Origin of the sequence: Cyanobium sp. Lug-B, assembly GCF_024345635.1 — a bacterium.
Lineage (GTDB): Bacteria > Cyanobacteriota > Cyanobacteriia > PCC-6307 > Cyanobiaceae > Cyanobium > Cyanobium minutissimum.
This window is the reverse complement of record NZ_JAGQBM010000040.1, coordinates 1-19,758: the sequence shown is the minus strand read 5'-3', so window position 1 is coordinate 19,758 and position 19,758 is coordinate 1. Positions and strand designations below refer to the sequence as shown.

General features: G+C 69.9%; 23 protein-coding genes. 14 read left to right on the top strand and 9 right to left on the bottom strand.

Features of this window, described 5'->3' with window-relative positions:
* Positions 1–6: 6 nt before the first annotated feature.
* Both KBY81_RS10685 and KBY81_RS10680 read right to left on the bottom strand, forming a co-directional pair.
* Entirely contained in the window at positions 7–540 is a 534-nt protein-coding gene (locus KBY81_RS10685) for a hypothetical protein (RefSeq protein ID WP_254976466.1), read from the bottom strand.
* 54 nt (positions 541–594) lie between these two features.
* The gene (locus KBY81_RS10680; protein ID WP_315858517.1) at positions 595–1,137 is read right to left on the bottom strand and encodes a phosphoribosylanthranilate isomerase; all 543 of its coding nucleotides are present in this window, start codon (positions 1,135–1,137) and stop codon (positions 595–597) included.
* Between the two features lie 235 nt (positions 1,138–1,372).
* Between KBY81_RS10680 and KBY81_RS10675 the strand changes: the two genes are divergently transcribed.
* Positions 1,373–2,680, top strand: coding sequence for a site-2 protease family protein (locus tag KBY81_RS10675; RefSeq protein WP_254976472.1), 1,308 nt, complete (start codon positions 1,373–1,375; stop codon positions 2,678–2,680).
* On the opposite strand, the gene KBY81_RS10670 is transcribed toward KBY81_RS10675, so the two are convergent.
* Positions 2,614–3,366 carry a lipoyl protein ligase domain-containing protein gene (locus KBY81_RS10670; protein WP_254976465.1) on the bottom strand — a complete coding sequence of 251 codons (753 nt, stop codon included), beginning with the start codon at positions 3,364–3,366 and terminating at the stop codon, positions 2,614–2,616. The genes KBY81_RS10675 and KBY81_RS10670 overlap by 67 nt on opposite strands.
* Before the next feature lie 104 nt (positions 3,367–3,470).
* Positions 3,471–3,968, bottom strand: coding sequence for a CRR6 family NdhI maturation factor (locus tag KBY81_RS10665; protein ID WP_254976464.1), 498 nt, complete (start codon positions 3,966–3,968; stop codon positions 3,471–3,473).
* 91 nt (positions 3,969–4,059) lie between these two features.
* Here KBY81_RS10665 and psaM point away from each other — a divergent pair, with 91 nt between their 5' ends.
* The 5 genes from psaM to KBY81_RS10640 all read left to right on the top strand — a co-directional run bounded on the left by psaM (position 4,060) and on the right by KBY81_RS10640 (position 7,364).
* Entirely contained in the window at positions 4,060–4,164 is a 105-nt protein-coding gene (psaM, locus tag KBY81_RS10660) for a photosystem I reaction center subunit XII (RefSeq protein WP_043325215.1), read from the top strand.
* Between the two features lie 72 nt (positions 4,165–4,236).
* The gene (locus KBY81_RS10655) at positions 4,237–4,824 is read left to right on the top strand and encodes a hypothetical protein (protein ID WP_254976463.1); all 588 of its coding nucleotides are present in this window, start codon (positions 4,237–4,239) and stop codon (positions 4,822–4,824) included.
* A 35-nt stretch (positions 4,825–4,859) separates the two neighbouring features.
* Positions 4,860–5,885 (top strand): protochlorophyllide reductase, encoded by a 1,026-nt coding sequence (locus KBY81_RS10650; RefSeq protein WP_219904236.1) that lies wholly within the window; start codon positions 4,860–4,862, stop codon positions 5,883–5,885.
* 100 nt (positions 5,886–5,985) lie between these two features.
* A complete protein-coding gene (locus KBY81_RS10645; RefSeq protein WP_254976462.1) occupies positions 5,986–6,483 on the top strand; it encodes a hypothetical protein in 498 nt (165 codons plus the stop codon).
* On the top strand, positions 6,480–7,364 hold the full coding sequence (locus KBY81_RS10640; protein ID WP_254976461.1) for a hypothetical protein: 885 nt from the start codon (positions 6,480–6,482) through the stop codon (positions 7,362–7,364). The genes KBY81_RS10645 and KBY81_RS10640 overlap by 4 nt, the downstream gene beginning before the upstream one ends.
* Before the next feature lie 29 nt (positions 7,365–7,393).
* Here KBY81_RS10640 and bchL read toward each other — a convergent pair whose 3' ends face one another.
* From bchL to KBY81_RS10620, 4 genes are all read right to left on the bottom strand, one after another.
* Entirely contained in the window at positions 7,394–8,299 is a 906-nt protein-coding gene (bchL, locus tag KBY81_RS10635) for a ferredoxin:protochlorophyllide reductase (ATP-dependent) iron-sulfur ATP-binding protein (protein WP_254970735.1), read from the bottom strand.
* 135 nt (positions 8,300–8,434) lie between these two features.
* Positions 8,435–10,117, bottom strand: a complete 1,683-nt coding sequence (locus KBY81_RS10630) for a ferredoxin:protochlorophyllide reductase (ATP-dependent) subunit B (protein WP_254976460.1) — start codon at positions 10,115–10,117, stop codon at positions 8,435–8,437.
* 7 nt (positions 10,118–10,124) lie between these two features.
* Entirely contained in the window at positions 10,125–11,447 is a 1,323-nt protein-coding gene (locus KBY81_RS10625) for a ferredoxin:protochlorophyllide reductase (ATP-dependent) subunit N (protein ID WP_219904237.1), read from the bottom strand.
* 73 nt (positions 11,448–11,520) lie between these two features.
* Positions 11,521–12,042 carry a hypothetical protein gene (locus KBY81_RS10620; RefSeq protein ID WP_254976459.1) on the bottom strand — a complete coding sequence of 174 codons (522 nt, stop codon included), beginning with the start codon at positions 12,040–12,042 and terminating at the stop codon, positions 11,521–11,523.
* 140 nt (positions 12,043–12,182) lie between these two features.
* On the opposite strand from KBY81_RS10620, the gene KBY81_RS10615 reads away from it, so the two are divergent.
* On the top strand, positions 12,183–13,892 hold the full coding sequence (locus tag KBY81_RS10615; RefSeq protein WP_254976458.1) for a diguanylate cyclase: 1,710 nt from the start codon (positions 12,183–12,185) through the stop codon (positions 13,890–13,892).
* Positions 13,893–14,034: 142 nt separating this feature from the next.
* Positions 14,035–14,835 (top strand): BMC domain-containing protein, encoded by an 801-nt coding sequence (locus KBY81_RS10610; protein ID WP_181280124.1) that lies wholly within the window; start codon positions 14,035–14,037, stop codon positions 14,833–14,835.
* Positions 14,836–14,862: 27 nt separating this feature from the next.
* Here KBY81_RS10610 and KBY81_RS10605 read toward each other — a convergent pair whose 3' ends face one another.
* Complete coding sequence (locus KBY81_RS10605; RefSeq protein WP_254976457.1) at positions 14,863–15,471, bottom strand: non-canonical purine NTP pyrophosphatase; 609 nt, start codon at positions 15,469–15,471, stop codon at positions 14,863–14,865.
* Positions 15,472–15,698: 227 nt separating this feature from the next.
* Here KBY81_RS10605 and KBY81_RS10600 point away from each other — a divergent pair, with 227 nt between their 5' ends.
* The 6 genes from KBY81_RS10600 to KBY81_RS10575 all read left to right on the top strand — a co-directional run.
* On the top strand, positions 15,699–16,715 hold the full coding sequence (locus KBY81_RS10600; protein ID WP_106221404.1) for a sodium-dependent bicarbonate transport family permease: 1,017 nt from the start codon (positions 15,699–15,701) through the stop codon (positions 16,713–16,715).
* Positions 16,716–16,782: 67 nt separating this feature from the next.
* Positions 16,783–17,064 (top strand): P-II family nitrogen regulator, encoded by a 282-nt coding sequence (locus KBY81_RS10595; protein ID WP_015107696.1) that lies wholly within the window; start codon positions 16,783–16,785, stop codon positions 17,062–17,064.
* Between the two features lie 211 nt (positions 17,065–17,275).
* Positions 17,276–17,587, top strand: coding sequence for a BMC domain-containing protein (locus KBY81_RS10590; RefSeq protein ID WP_015107695.1), 312 nt, complete (start codon positions 17,276–17,278; stop codon positions 17,585–17,587).
* Between the two features lie 51 nt (positions 17,588–17,638).
* The gene (locus tag KBY81_RS10585) at positions 17,639–19,051 is read left to right on the top strand and encodes a form I ribulose bisphosphate carboxylase large subunit (protein ID WP_015107694.1); all 1,413 of its coding nucleotides are present in this window, start codon (positions 17,639–17,641) and stop codon (positions 19,049–19,051) included.
* A 101-nt stretch (positions 19,052–19,152) separates the two neighbouring features.
* Positions 19,153–19,494, top strand: coding sequence for a ribulose bisphosphate carboxylase small subunit (locus KBY81_RS10580; RefSeq protein WP_015107693.1), 342 nt, complete (start codon positions 19,153–19,155; stop codon positions 19,492–19,494).
* Positions 19,495–19,566: 72 nt separating this feature from the next.
* On the top strand, positions 19,567–19,758 hold a 192-nt coding region (locus KBY81_RS10575), incomplete at its 3' end, for a hypothetical protein (RefSeq protein ID WP_254976456.1).

Here is a 19,758-nt window from a genome sequence, read left to right as displayed (position 1 = left end):
ACCCGCTCAGTTGGCAGGGCGCGGCTGGACCGGGCCCACCACCTGGGAGACGCTGCGCTGACTGCCGCCCGGGGTGGGCACCGCCACCACCACCATCACCTGGGAGGCCACATCGGCGGGGGTGAGGGCGTAGGTGGGGCCGCTGGCCCCCTCGATCAGCTGCCACTGGACCTGTCCGGGGGCCAGCCGGTACCAGTGGAAGGCCGCTGGCGGCAGGGCAGCCAGCCCTTCAGCGGCTGCCGTGGCCTGCAGCAGGGTCCCCTGCATGGCCTCCCCCTGGAGCAGCAGCTGACCGAGCCCGGCGATGCGCTGCTCCACCGCTCCCTCAAGCCGCTGGTCGCCGGCGATCTGCTGGCGCAGCAGCTGGATCTGCTGCTGGGGATCGGCCGTCACCCCGGGGACGCACTGGAGCGTGCCGTCCACCAGCTGGCAACCCACCAGATCCTGGGCCCGGAGACCGGGAGCCCCCGGCAGTGCCGCCAGGACCAGGGCCAGGGGAAGGATGACACGGGCTCGGGATGAATGACGGAGGAAGGCCAAGGGGGCTCTGGGATGGGCTGCACCGATCCTGCACCCGGCGGGGCCAAACGCCAATCAGGCGGGGGTGGATCCACGCACCTCCGCCACCAGGGCCGCGACCCGCGCCAGATCCTTGACGCCGGGGCTCTCCTCCAGGGCGCTGGAAGCATCGAGGCCATCGGGCTGCAACCGCGCCAGCAGCTCGGCCACCGTCCCGGGGCCCACACCACCGGCCAGCCACCAGGGGAGAGGCGGGCGGAAGTCCTCCAGCCATTCGATCGGGATCCGGTGCCCCGTCCCCCCCAGCTGGCCGGGGCACCAGGCATCGAGCAGCAGGGCCTCCACCACGCCGGCATAGGCGGCCGCCCGCTCCAGGTCCGCGGGGGTGCGCACCCGCAGGGCCTTCCAGAGGCGCACCCCCAGCCTGCCGCCCAGCTCACGGCAGCGCTCGACGCTCTCCTCGCCATGGAGCTGCAGCACCGCATGGCCCCGCCCCGCCGCCAGTTCCTCCAGCTGGTCGTCGCTGGGATCGGCCACCACCAGCACGCCGAAGCAGGCTGGGTGGCCGGCGGCCATGGAGGGGCGGCCGGTAGCCACGGGGGGGTGGCCGGCGGCCATGGCGGCGAACAATCCGGGCCGCTGCGGCGGTGGCACGTAGCGGGGCGAGCCGGGAACGGCGATGACTCCGATGGCATCAGCCCCCAGGGCCGCGATGGCGGTGGCCTGGGCCGGCTCCCGGAGCCCGCAGATCTTGAGCAGCGGAGTGGCGACCGGAATCGGGGCGGCTGGCCTGTCTTTCTAGGATGGGAGCAACAATTCCGGCCACGGCCGGATCTCCGAGCGGACGGTGCCCGTGGGTGAAGGCTGGCAACTGCTGACGATCCGCGGCATCCCCCTGCGCATCCACCCGAGCTGGTTCGTCATCCTGCTGCTGGCCACCCTGGCCTTCCAGCAGCAGTACGCCCTCAGCCTGGGCAGCCAGCTCGCCCCGGCGGCCCTCTGGGCCGTGGCCCTGGTCACCGCCCTGGCCCTGTTCGTCTCCGTGCTGCTGCACGAGCTGGGCCATTCCCTGGTGGCCCTGCGCCAGGGGGTCAAGGTCAAGAGCATCACCCTGTTCCTGCTGGGTGGCGTCGCCAGTGTGGAGCGGGAATGCTCCACCGCCCGTGGCGCCCTGATGGTGGCGGCGGCGGGACCGGCGGTGAGCCTGGTGCTGGGGTTCGGCCTGCTGGCCTCCACCCATGCCGCCAGCCACGTGGCCCCGGTGCTGGGTCAGATGGTGGAACGGCTCGCGGCCCTCAACCTGATCCTGGGCCTGTTCAACCTGCTGCCCGGCCTGCCCCTGGATGGGGGGCTGATCGTCAAGGCCCTGGTCTGGCAGTTCTCCGGCAGCCAGCGTCGGGGCGTGGAGGTGGCCAATGCCTGCGGCCGGTTCCTGTCCCTGTTCGCCGTCGGCATGGGCACCGTGCTGCTGCTGCGGGGCGGCGGCATCGGCGGCGCCTGGCTGATCCTGCTCGGCTGGTTCGGCCTCGGGGCGGCCCGCAACCAGACGCAGATGCTGGTCGTCCAGCAGGCCCTCAAGGATCTGAAGGTCCGGGATGTGGCCCAGCGCCGCTTCCGGGTGCTGGAGGCCGACACCACCCTGCGGGAGCTGAGCCGGATGCGCCTGGGCACCGCGGCGCCGCCCATCGCCGACGCCGGCGACGGCGCCCCCCCCGCCGAGCGGGAGTCCGGCGGCCCGCCGGAGTGGCTGCTGGTCTGCGACCGGGGTCGCTGGCAGGGCGTCATCGATGACGGGCCCCTCCAGTCCCTGCCGGTCCAGTGCTGGGACCGGGAAACGGTGGGACACCACCTCCAGCCCCTCTCCAGCCTGCCCGCGATCCCCGAATCGGCCCCGCTCTGGCAGGCCGCCCTCCAGCTGGACGACGGCAACCACCAGCGGCTGCTGGTGCTCAGTCCGGCGGGGCTGCCCTGCGGCACCGTCGAGCGCCCCGAGCTGGGGGACGCCGTGCTCAAGAAGCTGGGACTGCGTCTCCCCGCCAACCTGCTCAGCGTCGCCCGCCGGGAGAACGGCTATCCCCTCGGCATGGCCCTCGGTCAGGTGGCCCGCGGGATGGTCAGCTCGGGAGAGGTCTCACCGCTGACGGATTCGGTCAGCCGATAGTGGCCGAGCCGCGGGGCGATCGCGGCCAGCTCCTGCGGCGCCAGGGGGGCCAGGGGCGGCACCGGTGACGACCCGCCTGCACCGCCTGGCTCGGGAACGGGGAGCCAGGGCAGCCAGCGGGCGGCCGAGCGGAGCAGATGCTCCTCCAGCGCGATCCCGGCCAGCGGCAGGGGATCGAGGTCCGGGGGATCGCCGCTGAACACCTCCCGCCACAGGGGAGGGCAGGGGGCGAGCTGGATCGAACCGTGCTGCAGCAAATGGCCGCCGCGCCAGAGCTGGGCGCTGCCCACCCGCTTGGCTCCATTGGCGTGGACCAGGTCGGCGACGGTGCTGGTGGCGAAGCAGCTGCTGCGCTGCAGGCTGGCCGCCTGGCGGCCGCCGTGCAGCGGCAGGCCCATGGCAGCGAAGGCCTCCACCAGCCAGGTGAGGGCCAGGCCATAGACCTCGGATCGGGTGCCCTGGGGCCGGGGCCACACCAGGGCATAGGTGAGATCGGCGCCATGGAGCACGGCCCGGCCGCCGCTGGGGCGACGCACCAGGTCGAGGCGCCCCTGGCGCTGCAGGTCCCACCAGTGGGGCTCCAGCCGCCGCTGGTGCCTGCCCAGGGAGAGGGTGGGCCGCGACCAGCGGTAGAGCCGGAAGGCCGGCGCCGGCGGGCCGTCCAGCAGCCAGGCGTCGATGGCCATCTGCCAGTCCCCGCCCAGGCTTGTCGTCCTGATCCAGCGCACCGGCGCCTCCGGCGGCAGGGACGGGGCGGCCGCCGCCGCGCCCTCGGTCCGGGGTTCGACGCTCAGGGCAACACGCTCCAGAAGCCGGGGTCGAGCTCGTAGCCGAGCACGGCGGCCATCTGGCCCAGGTTGGCGCGGCACTCGATCCCGCCGCTGGCGGCCCAGTGGTCGAGCAGGAACAGCCGCTGGGTGATCCAGAGCTCCAGGCTCTCGGGGGCGAAACGGATCCCCTCGGTGGGGCTGAAGCCATGGGGAAGCAGCATGGCCACATGGCGGGTGAGCTGGCCGCCGCTGCGCTCCAGCACCAGGGGCAGCCAGGGATGGAGTGCATCGGCCCGCAGGCTCCAGAGCCGCAGTTCCGGGATCTCCGAGAGTTCGCGCGGATCCTCCTCCTGCCGGGGCCAGTCGAAGGCGAGGGCCAGACCGCTGGCTGCGCTCAGCAGCGCCGCCGGCGCCAGCGACGCCAGGGGCGCCACGGGGGAGAGGTCGAGGCTGCGCACCTGATCGGCGGACACCTTCAGGGGCTCGGGCGGGGGCTCGGGACAGGGTGGGGGCGCCATCAAGAGCTGTGACAGGGCAAGGCCGGAGGCTGGACCGTAGCTCGCGATGGCCGAAGAATGGGTCAGTCAAACTCCATCCACCGTCAAGGACATGGTCACTCCGATCAATCAGGCCGAAGTGCTGATCGCCCTCATCGTGGCGGCCCATGCCGGTGTGCTGGCCGTCCGCCTCTGCTTCAGCCTCTACAAAGCCTGAAGCTGCTGCGCCGCTCCCTTGGCAAGGCCCGGGCAGGCTGCTACAAGCGGAGGGCTCGCAGCCTTCCCTCAGGTGCGCCAGACCCAGCCCCAGCCTTCCCGGCGTCAGCCCCCCGCTGCACGAAGCTCCACGGGCCGTCCACGGCGTTCCCGGTCCCTCCAGACGGCCGGGGATGGCGCTGGCGGTCCTTTTTCGCTGCGCCCGATTCCCAGCCTCCATGGCCAACCGGCGGTCGCCGGCTCCAGCCTTGAGCCCCTCCATGCCGGCGGCGAGCCCGGCGGCTGCGGCCGCGAAAGCCAGCTGCTGTCCCTGTCCGCCGAGCGCCAAGAGCTGGTCTGCAGCCTGATCGGCCTGGCCGTCAAGCTGGGGCTGGTCGCCCTCACCGGCGTGAGCCTGTTCCGCCTCGCCGGCGCCTACCAGCAGCGCATGGAGAGCCAGGGAGAGATCGCCGCCGTGCTTGAGCTCGAGAACGCCAAGCTGGTCAAGGCCCGGGAGCGCTTCGACGCCCTGTTCATGGTGGAGGGGGAGCAGCGCCTGATCCGGGAGCAGAGCCAGTGGATCGCCCCGAACCGTCTGCGGGTGATCTGGCAGTCGAACCGTCCGTTTCCAACTGTTGAATCCGCCGCGTCCGGATCCGGAAACCAGGGCACCCGTCCGTAGGTTGGGGCCCCCTTCGCCCGCGGATCAGCAACGCCATGGTGACCCCATCCGGTGACACCGCCCTCTCCCCCGCCGCGTCCCGGGGCACGGCTGCCGGCCCAGGCGTTCCCGGCACGGCCCTGATCACCGGCGCCTCCTCCGGTGTCGGCCTGTTCGCCGCCAAGGCCCTGGTGGACCGGGGCTGGCACGTGGTGATGGCCTGCCGGGACACCGACAAGGCCCGGCGGGCCCAGGCGGCCCTGGGCATGGCCGATGGCGCGGTGACCCACCTGAAGGTGGATCTGGCGGATCTCGACAGCGTGCGCGCCCTGGTCGACGCCTTCCATGCCACCGGGCGCCCCCTGGATGCCCTGGTCTGCAATGCGGCGGTCTACCTGCCGCGGCTGAAGCATCCGGAGCGCTCGCCCCAAGGCTACGAGATCTCGATGGCCACCAACCACTTCGGCCATTTCCTGCTGATCCACCTGCTGCTGGAGGACCTCAAGCGCTCCTCCCACCCGTCGCGGCGCCTGGTCATCCTGGGCACCGTCACCGCCAACTCCAAGGAGCTGGGGGGCAAGATCCCCATCCCGGCGCCCGCCGATCTCGGCGACCTCTCGGGCTTCGCCGCCGGCTTCAAGGCCCCGATCGCCATGGCCAGCGGCAAGAGCTTCAAGCCCGGCAAGGCCTACAAGGACAGCAAGCTCTGCAACATGATCACCACCCAGGAGCTGCACCGCCGGCTGCACGACAGCACCGGCATCGTGTTCACCTCCCTCTATCCGGGCTGTGTGGCCGACACCCCCCTGTTCCGCCACACCCCGCGGGCCTTCCAGACGATCTTCCCCTGGTTCCAGAAGAACATCACCGGCGGCTACGTGAGCCAGGCCCTGGCGGGCGAACGGGTGGCCCAGGTGACGGCGGATCCGGACTTCGCCGTCTCCGGGGTGCACTGGAGCTGGGGCAACCGGCAAACCAAGGGGGGCAAGCAGTTCAGCCAGGAGCTCTCGGAGAAGGCCAGCAACCCCGTCACCGCCCAGCGGATGTGGGACTACTCGATGCAGCTGGTGGGGCTGGCCTGAGGCCATCGCCGGGCCGGCGCCATTGCATCGGAATCTGCCGATTCAGGCGCACGGCCGGAAGAAGCCGCTAGGAGTCTTCCAGTACCACCCTCTGGAGCCGATGACCCGCACGCTGCGCTGGGGAGTGGGACTGCTGCTGGTCGTCAGCCTCTCCATCGGCGCCTTCCTGTTCCTGCCCTTCCGCCCCTGGCTGCCGGGCGGGACGGTGGCCGATGTGCCGCTGAGCCAGGTGGTGAACGGTTCCGCCTTCAACCGGCTGTTTCCCGAGCCGGAGGACGGCGACCAGCTGGTGTTCACCCAGGAGAAGCGGGGCTTCAGCGAGGCCCGGCTCAAGCATGACGGCCAGGTGAAGGCCCTGCTGGCCATCTCCGATGTCACCACCGCCCCGGAGGCCCGCCTCAAGTTCGAAGCCAGCCAGAGCAGCCTGCAGGGCTGGCCGCTGGTGGAGCAGGGTCCGCAGGCTACCGCCCTGCTGGTGGCCGACCGCTTCCAGGTCAAGGTGATCGGCCAGGGTGAGGGACTGGATCCGGAGCAGCGTCAGGACCTGCTCGGGCGGTTCAACCTCAGGGGCCTGGCGGCCCTGCAGGGGGCGGCATGAGCTCCGTTCTCGAGCGCCTCGAGCGACTGCCCCGCCGCAACCTCACCGTGCTGGCCATCAAGGGCCTCAGCACCCTGGTGCCCGGCGGCTGGCACAACATCACCAGCGCCGACGCCCTGATCGCCGATGTGCTGGGCAGCAACGATCCGGAGCTGATCCGCCAGGTGCGAGCCCGGGCCGACGTGCTGAGCCGGGCCCGCCACGAGGGCTACGGCCGTGCCCTGAGCCTGTATGACGCCGTCAACCGCTCCCAGAAGGCCGCCGGTGGCCTGCGGCTGCTGGCCAACATCGGCGGCGCCCTGCCGCTGGTGAAGCGGGTCGCCGATCTCACCCCCACGAGCGACAGCCTGCAGGCGGCGGATCTGAGCCTCAAGGTGGCCGCCGAGATGCTGGCCTTCACCCAGGTGAACGGCCTGCCCGGTGACAGCTTCGGCGACTTCGCCGCCGCCCTGGGCGACTACGCTAGCGAGGCCCGGGTGAGAATGGCCGCCCTGATCTGCTTCGATGCCCTGCTGCCCCTGGGCGACCAGGCGCTGCAGCGGCTGGATGGCCTGCTGGGAGGCCTCGACTGGCGGGACCTGCACCAGCTGCCCGCCTACGCCGGCATGGCCCGACTGCTGCCGGGGCGTGGGGATGGGGCCCATCTCACCTTCCTGCGTCGGAGCCTCGAACCGTGGCTGGGCTGGGCCGGCGGCTTCACCAGCCAGCTGGGTCTCACCGGGCAGAGGGCGGTACAGGCCCTGGAGGGAACCCTGGGCCCCTGGCAGGGGGGCTTCGAGCAGATGGCCACCTTCCTCGATGCCTTCACCGACACCTACCAGCACACGGGGGTGCAGGCGGTGGCCCGCCGGCTGGTGGAGCGGGCCGCCGCGGAGATCTGACGGGCCCGCCGGGGTCCGTCAGCGGGCGATCAGTCGAAGCCCAGCAGGTCGAAGATCTCCCGATCCTTGAGGGATTCGGCCTCCAGCGGCTCCACATCACTGAGCATCTTGCGGGCCAGATTGAGGTACTCCTCCTGAACGGCCTCCACTTCCGGAGTGGGCTCCATCTCGAAGATGGTGCATTTCTTCAGCCGTGACTTGCGGATGGCGTCAACGGTGCGGAAGTGGGCCATGGTGCGCAGGCCGGTGCGCTCGTTGAATTTGTCGATCTCGTCGGTCTGCTCGGAGCGGTTGGCGATCACCCCGCCGAGGCGCACCTTGTAGTTCTTGGCCTTGGCATTGATCGCCTGCATGATCCGATTCATGGCGAAGATCGAATCGAAATCGTTGGCGGTGACGATCAGGCAATAGTGGGCGTGCTGGAGGGGGGCCGCGAAGCCGCCACAGACCACATCACCGAGCACATCGAAGATCACCACATCGGTGTCTTCCAGCAGGTGGTGCTCCTTGAGCAGCTTGACCGTCTGCCCGGTGACGTAGCCGCCGCAGCCGGTGCCGGCCGGAGGGCCACCGGATTCGACGCACATCACGCCGTTGTAGCCCTCGAAGACGAAGTCCTCGGGCCGCAGCTCCTCGGTGTGGAAATCGACGGTCTCGAGGATGTCGATCACCGTCGGCACCATCTTCTTGGTGAGGGTGAAGGTGGAGTCGTGCTTCGGGTCACAACCGATCTGCAGCACCCGTTTGCCCAGCTTGGAGAAGGCGGCCGAGAGATTGGACGAGGTGGTGGATTTGCCGATACCGCCCTTGCCGTAGACGGCGATCACCAGGGCCCCCTCCTCGATGTTCATCGACGCGTCCTGATGCACCTGCAGACTGCCCTCGCCATCTTCGCGGGGGTTGGTGCTCGGGGGAGACGTGAGTGTGGTGGTCATAGGAAAAACAAGGGGAAACCGGACAACCGGCGGATCACGCGTCAGAAACAGCCTGCTCAGATCGGATCCCGGCTGTCAGGGGATCACGCAAACCGAAACATCACCAGAGAGGCCCTCAAGCGCAGTCGAGGGCCTTCAGCGGCTGAAGTGGGCCTTGGCGTCGTAGAGGGCTTCGGCATCGATCCTCTCCAGGCCCCGTTCGCGGGCGAAGGCTTCGGTGTTCTTGCGCACCTTGCCCCGCACGAAGAAGGGAATCTTGGCGAGTTCGGCCTCCCCATCGGCGGTCCAGAGGCTTTCGAGGGCCTCGCGGACGGCGGCACCGGCGGTGGTCGTGCCGGGTGCCGGGGCGGCTGCGGCGGCGGCGGCAGTCGGGGCCGGCACCGGGGTCGGAGCCGTGGGGACCTCGTGGTCGGCGCCCGTGGCCGCCGCCGGTGCGCCGTCGCCGAGGTGGCTGCGGTGGCCGTCGACGAACTCGAAGTCGTGGCGGAACATGCCGATCAGGTGCTCCTCCAGGCCCATCATCAGCGGGTGCACCCAGGAATCGAAGATCACGTTGGCCCCCTCCCAGCCCATCTGGGGGGAGTAGCGGGCCGGCACGTCCTGGACGTGCAGGGGGGCGCTGATCACGGCACAGGGCAGCCCCAGCCGCTTGGCGCTGTGGCGCTCCATCTGGGTGCCGAGCACCAGCTCCGCGGCCGCTTCGGCCATGGCCTTCTCCACCACCAGATAGTCGTCGGTGATCAGGGCCTCCAGGCCCAGCTCGGCGGCGGCGGCCCGCACCTCCCGGGCCTGCTCCCGGCTGTAGCTGCCCAGGCCCACCACCTGGAAGCCCAGCTCGCGGGAGGCGATCCGGGCGGCGGCGATGGCATGGGTGGCATCGGCGAAGATGAACACCCGCTTGCCGGTGAGGTAGGTGGAATCCACCGACCTGGAGTACCAGGGCAGCCGGGAGCGGCGCTCGGCCTCGCTCGGCTGACCCTCCACCTCCTCCAGCTCGGCCGGCAGCGGCAGATCAAGCACGCCGTGCAGTTCCCGCAGGAAGGCGGCAGTGGCGCCGATGCCGATCGGCACCGTGCGCACCACCGGGGTGCCGAAGCTGCGCTCCAGCCAGCTGCACACCGGGCCGGCCACCTCGGGGTAGAGGCAGACGTTGGCGTCGGCCGTGGGGATGCGCTCCAGGTCGGCGGGCCGGGCCCCCAGGGGGGCCACCACCGCCACATCGATGCCGTGCTGCGCCAGCAGCCGGGTGATCTCCAGCACGTCGTCGCGGCAGCGGAAACCCAGCAGGCTGGGGCCCAGCAGGTTGACCCGGGGCCGGCGGCCCCCGTCGCGCCAGCGGGACGGGGACGGCTTGGGGGTGCCGGGCGCCGGCAGCTGGCCCTTGAGCAGGGTGCGCACCAGCTGGTAGAAGGTCTCGGCGGCGCCCCAGTTCTCCTTCTTGGAGTAGGCCGGCAGCTCCAGGTTGACCATCGGCACCCCCAGGTTCATGCCGGCGGCCAGGGCGCCGGGCTGGTCCTGGATCAGCTCGGCGGTGCAGCTCTCGCCCACCAGCAGCGCCTCGGGCAGGAAGCGCTCGACGGCCTGGCGGATCGAGCGCTGCACCAGCTCGGCGGTGTCACCACCCAGATCCCTGGCCTGGAAGGTGGTGTAAGTGACGGGGGGCCGCAGGCCCCGCCGCTCGATCATCGTGAACAGCAGGTCGGCGTAGGTGTCGCCCTGGGGGGCGTGGAGCACGTAATGCACCCCTTCCATGGAGGTGGCGATGCGCATGGCGCCCACGTGGGGGGGGCCTTCGTAGGTCCAGAGGGTCAGTTCCATGGGGGTGTCAGGAGAGCTGCAGCACGGCCCGGCGCCGCAGCGGGCGGGCGAAGAGTTCGGCCAGTTCACCGGCCTGGTCGCAGCCGTGGATCGGGCTGAACACCAGCTCGATCGACCACTTGGTGGCGATACCCTCGGCCTCGAGGGGATTGGCCAGCCCCAGGCCGCAGAGCACCAGGTCGGGGCGGGCGGCCCGCACCCTCTCCAGCTGCAGGTCCACGTCCTGGCCCTCGCTGAGCTGGGTGGCGGGGGGCAGCAGGGCCAGGTCGGCGGCCATCAGCTGGCGGTCGAGGTAGGGGGTGCCCACCTCCACCAGCTCCATGCCGCATTCCCGGGACAGGAAGCGGGCCAGGGGGATCTCCATCTGGGAGTCCGGCAGCAGGAACAGCCGCTTGCCGGCGAGCACCTCCCGGTGGGGCTCCAGGGCGCGGCGCCCCCGCTCCACCAAGGGGTCGAGCACCGCCTTGAAGCGCTCGGCGGGCACGGCGAAGGCGTTGGCGGCGGCGGCCATCCAGTCGCGGCTGCCCTCCACGCCGAAGGGATAGGGGGCGCTCAGCAGCGTCGCGCCCCGGTGCTGCAGGGCCCGGGCGGTGGCACTCAGGAAGGGCTGGGCGAGCAGCACCCGCGTTCCCTTGCCCACGGGGGGCAGATCGGTGGAGCGCCGCGGCGGCAGGCTGCGCACCGTGGTGATGCCCAGCCGCTCGAAGATCAGCCGGAAGCGATCCTCCACCGCATCGGCCAGGGTGCCCACGATCAGCAGCTGCTCCTCATCGGAGGAGGGCAGCAGGGGCAGCATGGCCAGCAGGGCGTTGTCCTCCCCCTGGGTGAAGGTGGTCTCGATGCCGCTGCCGGAGTAATTCAGCACCCGCACCCGCCCCAGCAGCTGGGTGTTGAGGCGTTCGGCCGCCTTGGCCAGGTCGAGCTTGATCACCTCGCTGGGGCAGGAGCCCACCAGGAACAAGGTGCGGATCTCGGGCCGGCGCTCCAGCAGATCCTTCACCAGGCGGTCGAGTTCCTCGTTGGCATCCGCCAGACCCGCCAGGTCCCGCTCCCCCAGGATCGCCGTGCCGAAGCGGGGTTCGGCGAAGATCATCACACCGGCCGCCGACTGGATCAGGTGGGCGCAGGTGCGCGAGCCCACCACCAGGAAGAAGGCGTCGGGCATGCGGCGGTGCAGCCAGACGATGGAGGTGAGACCGCAGAACACCTCCCGCTGGCCGCTCTCCTTGAGGATGTCGCTGGGGAGGGTCCCGGGGATGGCGCCGGTGGGAGGCTGAACCGGTGGAGCGGATACACCCATGGAGGGGATCGCCAGGTATGGAGCCTCCATGGGTTAGCGGGGACGGCGGGGTCCGCGCCCGGGTGCGTTACATCTTTTCGGGATCGTGTGCGGATTCCCGCGCTCACAGGCGGCGGCGGAAACCCTCGCTGAAGCCGATGCTGCGCTCCTCCCGCTCGCCATCGGCGCTGCGGCTCAGTTTCCACACGTTGCGCCCCAGGCGGCGGGCCGTCAGTCCGCCCCGCTCCACCAGCGCGGACCCCGGCCGGGCCCCCATCAGCTGGCTCACCTCGGCGGTGCTGAGGGGAGCGCCGGTGCGGATGGCCAGGTCGGTGATCTCCAGCCGCTGGCGCAGGGCCGCCAGGTCGACCGGGTGATCCGCTTCGGGGGCATCCTTCCAGTCAGCGAAGCTGTCGCCGATGCCGCCGCCCATGCGCCGCATCAGGCCGAGGCCGATGAGGGCGAGGGCCTGCTCCGGCCGCACCCCCTCATCGAGGGCCCGGGTGATCCATTCGGACACCGTGTCCTGGTCGAGGGCATGGCGCAGGGGCTGGGTCTCGCTGGCCACCCCGGGGGCGGGGGAGCCGTGGGACGTGGCGTCAGGAGCGGCGTCAGCAGTGACGGAAGCGGTGCGCCGGGTGGCCATGGTCGCGCCTGGAAAGGTTGAACTGGAAGGTATCGGTTGCCTTCGGAGTCGCAAGGGTTCGGATGTAAGCGATCACTATGGAAACAAGCATCCCTCCGTGTCTCGGTCCGGGCGCGGCGCAGTGCTTCCCTTCCGTCCCCATGGACCGTTCGCTCCATCGGCCCTGCGACCAGGCCTCCACCCACCCGGCCGACACGGCGGCCCTCCGGGAGGATCCCGTCGAGATTGCCCCCGGTGTGTGGTGGGTGGGGGTGCGGCTGGCCCACGACCACTTCCAGTGCCACACCTATTTCATCGCCAATGGTTCGGACAGTGTTCTGATCGATCCGGGCTCGCCGCTCACGATCGACGGCACCCTGGCCAAGCTGCGCGCCATCACCGATCTGGACGCCATCCGCTGGCTCGTCTGTCACCATTCCGACCCCGACATCTGCGCCGCCCTGCCCCGGCTGGGCCAGGTGCTGGCGCGCCCTGATGTCCAGGTGGTCACCGAGTGGCGCGCCAATGCCCTGATCCGCCACTACGGCCATGGGTTTTCCACCTACCTGGTGGAGCAGCACGGCTGGTGTCTGCCCCTGGCGGGGGACCGGCGGCTGGAGTTCCAGCTGACGCCCTATCTCCACTTCCCCGGGGCGATGGTGTCCCATGACAGCGGGACCGGCACCCTGTTCTCCTCCGACCTGTTCGGCGGTTTCGTCCCCGACAGCAACGTGCTGGAGTCGGACGATGCCGCCTACATCATCGAGAACGCCCGGCCCTTCCACCAGCACTACATGCCCAGCCGTGAGCTGCTGAGTGCCGGCCTGGCCCGCATCCGCTCCCGCTGGAGCCGCATCGAGCGGATCGCCCCGCAGCACGGCCACATCGTCCCCGCCGCCATCGTCGACCAGGTGTTCCATGCCCTGGGTGCCATGGAGTGCGGCGTCTACTGCCTCGCCGACGCCGACCTCGACCTCAAGCGCCTGCTGCGCATCGCCGAGGCCCGGCGCCGTCTGCAGGAGGCCCTGATCCACCAGAGCTCTCCCCTGGGGATGGTGCGCGCCATCGGCCACATCCTTGACGCCACCGGCCAGACCAACGCCTGCGAACTGGCCGTGCGGATGCCCGGCGACGGCTGGACCACCTGGTCGACGCAGGCCGACCACCCCGAACGGCGGGAGCCGACACCCGGCTGGCACCACATCTGCCTGACCGGCGAGCCCGCCATGGTGCTGGCGATCCGGGATGGGGCCGCGGCCACACCATTCGACCCCGACATGGAGCGGATGGTGCGGGACTTCGCCGAGTCGATGCGCCCCTGGGTGGAGCATCTCCTGGAGGATCAGCGCCATGCCCATGAGGTGGCGGCCCTCAACACCGCCGCCCACTGCGATCCGCTCACCGGTCTGGCCAACCGCCGCGCCCTGGAGGCGGCACCCCTGCCCGCCAGCTACGCCCTGATCGAGCTGGACCTCGACCATTTCAAGCAGATCAACGACAGCTTCGGCCACGACGCCGGCGACCGGGTGCTCCGGCAGGTGGCGCGGGTCCTGATGGATTCGGTGCGGGAGAACGACCGGACCTTCCGCCTCGGCGGCGAGGAGTTCCTGGTGCTGCTGCCGGAGGCCGACCGGGCCACGGCCCTGCGGGTGGCGGAGCGGATCCGGCTGTCGATGCACGGTCTCGACCTCCGGGGGGAGGCCCCCGGCGGACGCCTCACCGTCAGCCTGGGGGTGAGCACGACGGCGGCCGAGCCGACGGCCGACTTCCCGCGGATGATGGCGCTGGCCGACCGGGCCCTCTATGCCGCCAAGGCCGCCGGTCGTGACCGGGTCCGGGTCGCCGACGGCCTCTCCCTCAGCAGCCGCTAGGGCGGAGCCGGCCGCCGGAGGCCCTCCCGGGAGTACCCTCCCCTTCTGGACTGCCCCTGGCGGCGGCCAGGGATCCCGGCGCTTCAACCACCCCGAGGATCGCCATGACCATTTGTTCCGGGGGTTGGCGCCTCGCGCCGTGATGGATTCGCAGAGTGCCCGTTCCTTCCTTCGCGACGACCGGTCGGACGCCCGCAGGAAGGCGGCGAGCCTGCGCATCACCGGCACCGATGTGAGCGGCGAGGCCTCCGGGGCCAGCTGCGTGATCACCACCGACAGCGAAGGCCGGCGTCTGGCGCGCCAGTCGAGCCATGTGCAGTCGATCGAACTGCGCACCTACGTCTTCCTGGATTCCCTCCAGCCCCAGCTGGCGTCGTACATGGGCACCGTGTCCCATGGCTTCCTGCCGATCCCCGGTGATGCCTGCCTCTGGCTGGAGGTTTCCCCTGGGATGGCGGTGCACCGGGTCACCGACATCGCCCTCAAGGCCAGCACGGTGCGGCTCGGCCAGATGGTGGTGGAGCGGGCCTTCGGCTCCCTGGCCCTCTACCACCGCGACCAGAGCAACGTGCTCCACTCCGGCGACGTGGTGCTGGAGGCCATCGCCAGCCGGGTGGAGCTGCGCAGCCGCTGCGAAGTCACGTGGACCGAGATCATCCGGGCGATCACCCCCGACCACGCCGTGCTGATCAACCGCCAGAACCGCCGCGGCTCGATGATCCAGGCCGGGATGAGCATGTTCATCCTCGAGACCGAACCGGCGGGCTACGTGCTGATCGCCGCCAACGAAGCCGAGAAGAGCTCCAACATCACCGTGGTGGACGTCAAGGCGGTGGGGGCCTTCGGCCGCCTCACCCTGGCGGGTAAGGAGGGGGATGTGGAGGAGGCCGCCGCCGCTGCCATGCGGGCCGTGGCCCAGATCAACGCCGGGGCCCGCGGCTGAGCGCGGCCGCCTCGCCACCCGGGCGGCTCAGGCCAGCCCCAGCAGCCGCCTGAGTCCCGGGGCCATCGCCCGGGCCGCCTTGCCGCGGCTGCCCAGCCGGCTGCGGAGGTGCTCGCCCATCTCGGCATAGCTGCAGCCCGCCTCCCGCACATGGAAGATCGGGTCGTAGCCGCCGCCGTGGCCGGAGGGCTCCCGCAGGATCAGGCCCCGGCAGACCCCCTCCGACTCCAGCACCACCGCGCCGGTGGGGTCGGCCAGGGCCATGGCGCTGACGAAGCTGCCGCCCCGGTAGAGGGAGTCGCCGAGCTCGTGCAGCAGCCGGTGGATCCGCTCGTGGTCGGTGGGGGCATAGCGGGCCGAGTGCAGACCGGGGCGGCCATCGAGGGCATCCACCTCCAGCCCGGAATCGTCGGCCAGCGACCAGCAGCCGGTGAGGGCAGCCACGGTGGAGGCCTTGAGGCGGGCATTCTCCGCGTAGGTGAGGCCCGTCTCCTCGATCTCAAGATCCCTGGGCTGCTGGCGCACCTCCAGCCCCACCTCCGGACCCACCCCCTGGAGCATGGCCGTGATCTCGGCCACCTTGTGGGGGTTGCCGCTGGCGATCACCAGCACCGAGGGGGAAGGGGAAAGGGTCAAGCCGGGCCCACGGGGGGCCCCATTGTGGTGCAGCGCGGTGGGGAAGGGGTGGGGCAGGACGGGTTGAACATTCCACCCCCGGAAAACTCCAGGGTTCCTGCCCCGGGCGGACGATAGGGAATTCGCCGCCGATCGGACGGACGGACCGGACAACGTTGCGCGACCGGTGACGGCCCATGGCCGGATTCGCCCCTAAGTTGCCTCCACCCTTTGGGCGCCGGAGGGCGATGCAGTCGAGCCTGGTCCTACAGAACCTTCTCTCCGCGCCGGTTCTCTTTTTCTTCCTGGGCATCCTGGGGGTGCTGGTGGGCTCCGACCTGGAGATCCCCTCGCCGCTGCCCAAGCTCTTTTCCCTCTATCTGCTGCTGGCGATCGGCTTCAAGGGGGGCATGGAGCTGGCCCACAGCGGCCTGGGCCCCCAGGTGCTGCTGACGATCGGGGCGGCGGTGGCGATGTCCCTGCTGGTGCCGCTGACCAGCTTCCTGTTCCTGCGCTTGCGCCTCGACGGCTACAACGCCGCCGCCATCGCCGCCTCCTACGGCTCGATCAGCGCCGTCACCTTCATCACCGCCGAGAGCTTCCTCAACGTCGTGGAGGTGAACTTCGACGGTTTCATGGTGGCAGCGCTGGCCCTGATGGAATCGCCGGCGATCGTGGTGGGGGTGATCCTGGCCAGGCTTTCGGCCCCCGCGGAGGATGCGGAGATCCCCGCCGATCAGCAGAACGGCGGCGGCAGTCTGCGCTGGAAGGAGATTCTCCAGGAGGCCTTTCTGAATGGCTCGGTGTACCTGCTGATCGGCAGCCTGGTGATCGGTTATGTGGTGGCGGCCTTCAGTCCGGCGGGTCTGGCGAAGATGGATCCCTTCACGGAAAAACTCTTCTACGGAGCCCTCTGTTTCTTCCTGCTCGACATGGGCATCGTGGCGGCCCAGCGCTTGCGGGACCTTCGGCAGGCGGGGGCGTTCCTGATCGGCTTCTCCCTGCTGGCCCCTCCCCTGCATGCCCTGCTGGGGCTGCTGGTGAGCGCCCTTCTGGGCCTGAGCCAGGGCAACACCCTGCTGTTCATGGTGCTCTGCGCCAGTGCCTCCTACATCGCCGTGCCGGCGGCGATGCGCATGACCGTCCCCCAGGCGAACCCCAGCCTCTACATCTCCACCGCCCTGGGTCTCACCTTCCCCTTCAATGTGGTGATCGGGATTCCGCTCTACATGGCGCTGACCCGCCAGTTCATTCCGCTCGGCTGAACCCGGCCCTGCCAGGCCGAACCTCGCCGAACCGTTGCCCCCCTTGCCGACCCGTCGCCCCATTCCCATGAAGCGCATTGATCTCTTTCTCAGCGAGCGGGAACTGAACCGTGTCTGCCGCACCATCACCGCGGCCGGGGCGAAGGGCTATTCAGTGATGCGGCACGTGACCGGCATGGGCCCTTCAGGAGAGATCTCCGAAGCGATGGACTTCAGCGGGCTGGGGGCCAACGCCCACGTGATCGTGTTCGTGGAGGACGAGCTGCTGGGGGCGGTGGGAACCGCCCTGCGGCCCCTGCTGAAGCGCTACGGCGGGGTCGGCTTCGTCTCCAGCGCCGAGCCGCTCTGAGCCCCCGGGACGGGCGGCGGGCCGCCGGCAAGGCCGCGCGGCGCGGCGGCGATCAAGCAAAGCTTGCTTTTTGTGTTGCACTGATCAGCTGCCCTTATCAGCCGATCCGAAAACCTTGATGGCCGCCCGGCTCCCAATCGCTTGACGGAGGGTTTGACGGAGGAGCAAGGTTGCCAACGAACATTCCACCCCCCTCCTCCAGGAGCAGGTAATGGCAAACGAAACCATGGGCATCGCCCTCGGCATGATCGAGACACGCGGTCTGGTGCCCGCCATCGAAGCGGCGGACGCCATGACCAAAGCCGCCGAGGTGCGCCTCATCGGTCGCGAATTCGTCGGTGGCGGCTACGTGACCGTCCTGGTGCGGGGTGAAACCGGTGCCGTGAACGCCGCCGTCCGTGCCGGCGCCGATGCCTGCGAGCGGGTGGGCGACGGCCTGGTGGCCGCCCACATCATCGCCCGTCCCCACCGCGAGGTGGAGCCGGCGCTGAACAGCAGCTTCGGCCTGGGATCGAAGGACTGAGCGGTCGGCTGACCCTCTGAGTTTTCCATCCGAACCCATCCGAACAATCCCATGAGCAAGAAGTACGACGCCGGGGTCAAGGAGTACCGCGACACTTACTGGACTCCCGATTACGTCCCCCTCGACACCGACCTGCTGGCCTGCTTCAAGTGCACCGGCCAGGAAGGTGTGCCCAAGGAAGAGGTGGCTGCCGCCGTGGCCGCCGAGTCCTCCACCGGCACCTGGTCCACCGTGTGGTCCGAGCTCCTCACCGATCTCGACTTCTACAAGGGCCGCTGCTACCGCATCGAAGACGTCCCTGGTGACAAGGAGTCCTTCTACGCGTTCATCGCCTACCCCCTCGACCTGTTCGAGGAAGGCTCCGTGACCAACGTGCTCACCTCCCTGGTGGGCAACGTATTCGGCTTCAAGGCCCTGCGCCACCTGCGCCTGGAAGACATCCGCTTCCCGATGGCCTTCATCAAGACCTGCCCCGGCCCGCCGAACGGCATCCACGTCGAACGCGACCGGATGAACAAGTACGGCCGTCCTCTGCTGGGCTGCACCATCAAGCCGAAGCTGGGCCTGTCCGGCAAGAACTACGGCCGGGTGGTCTACGAATGCCTCCGCGGCGGTCTTGACTTCACCAAGGACGACGAAAACATCAACTCCCAGCCCTTCCAGCGCTGGCAGAACCGTTTCGAGTTCGTGGCCGAAGCCGTCCAGCTCGCCCAGGAAGAAACCGGCGAGAAGAAGGGGCACTACCTCAACTGCACCGCCGCCACTCCTGAGGAGATGTACGAGCGGGCCGAGTTCGCCAAGGAACTCGGGCAGCCGATCATCATGCACGACTACATCACCGGTGGCTTCACCGCCAACACCGGTCTGTCGAAGTGGTGCCGCAAGAACGGCATGCTGCTCCACATCCACCGTGCCATGCACGCGGTGATCGACCGCCATCCCAAGCACGGCATCCACTTCCGGGTGCTGGCCAAGTGCCTGCGCCTCTCCGGTGGCGACCAGCTCCACACCGGCACCGTGGTGGGCAAGCTCGAGGGTGACCGTCAGACCACCCTGGGCTTCATCGACCAGCTGCGCGAATCCTTCATCCCCGAAGACCGCACCCGCGGCAACTTCTTCGATCAGGACTGGGGTTCGATGCCCGGCGTCTTCGCCGTGGCCTCCGGCGGCATCCACGTGTGGCACATGCCCGCCCTGGTCGCCATCTTCGGTGACGACTCCGTGCTCCAGTTCGGTGGTGGCACCCACGGTCACCCCTGGGGTTCGGCCGCCGGCGCCGCCGCCAACCGGGTGGCCCTCGAAGCCTGCGTCAAGGCCCGCAACGCCGGCCGCGAGATCGAGAAGGAAGGCCGCGACATCCTCACGGAAGCCGCCAAGCACAGCCCCGAGCTGGCCATCGCCCTCGAGACCTGGAAGGAAATCAAGTTCGAGTTCGACACCGTCGACAAGCTCGACGTCGGCTGATCCGACACCACGGCCCCATGCCCTGCCGCCGCTGACCGAGGGTGCTCCCACCCAAGGTCGGCGGGGCCGGGTTCCCCAACCCATTTCCCACAAGGATCCCCATGCCCTTCAAGAGCACCGTGGGTGACTACCAAACAGTCGCCACCCTGGAGACCTTCGGCTTCCTCCCGCCGATGACCCAGGACGAGATCTACGACCAGATCGCCTACATCATTGCCCAGGGCTGGAGCCCCCTGGTCGAGCACGTCCACCCCAGCCGCTCCATGGCCACCTACTGGTCGTACTGGAAGCTGCCCTTCTTCGGTGAGAAGGATCTCGGTGTGATCGTGAACGAACTGGAGTCCTGCCACCGGGCCTACCCCGATCACCACGTGCGCCTCGTCGGTTACGACGCCTACACCCAGAGCCAGGGCGCCTGCTTCGTCGTGTTCGAAGGCCGCTGATCCAGCGACCACAGCGGATCCCGGCCGGCGGTCGGGATCCATCACTTTTGATCATCCATTCACGGGGCGGACATGGCCAGAACCACCAGTCGGGAAGCAGCTCTGGAGCGCCGCAAGGCCCTCACCAACGGCGGCAAGAAAGCCTCCGCCCAGTTCATGTCCTCCCCGGGACGGGTGCGCACGGCCGCCGACGCCCAGCGCAGCCGCACCGAGGCCGTGAGTGCCTCCCCGGCCACGCCGGCCCCGGCCCCGACCGCTGCCCCC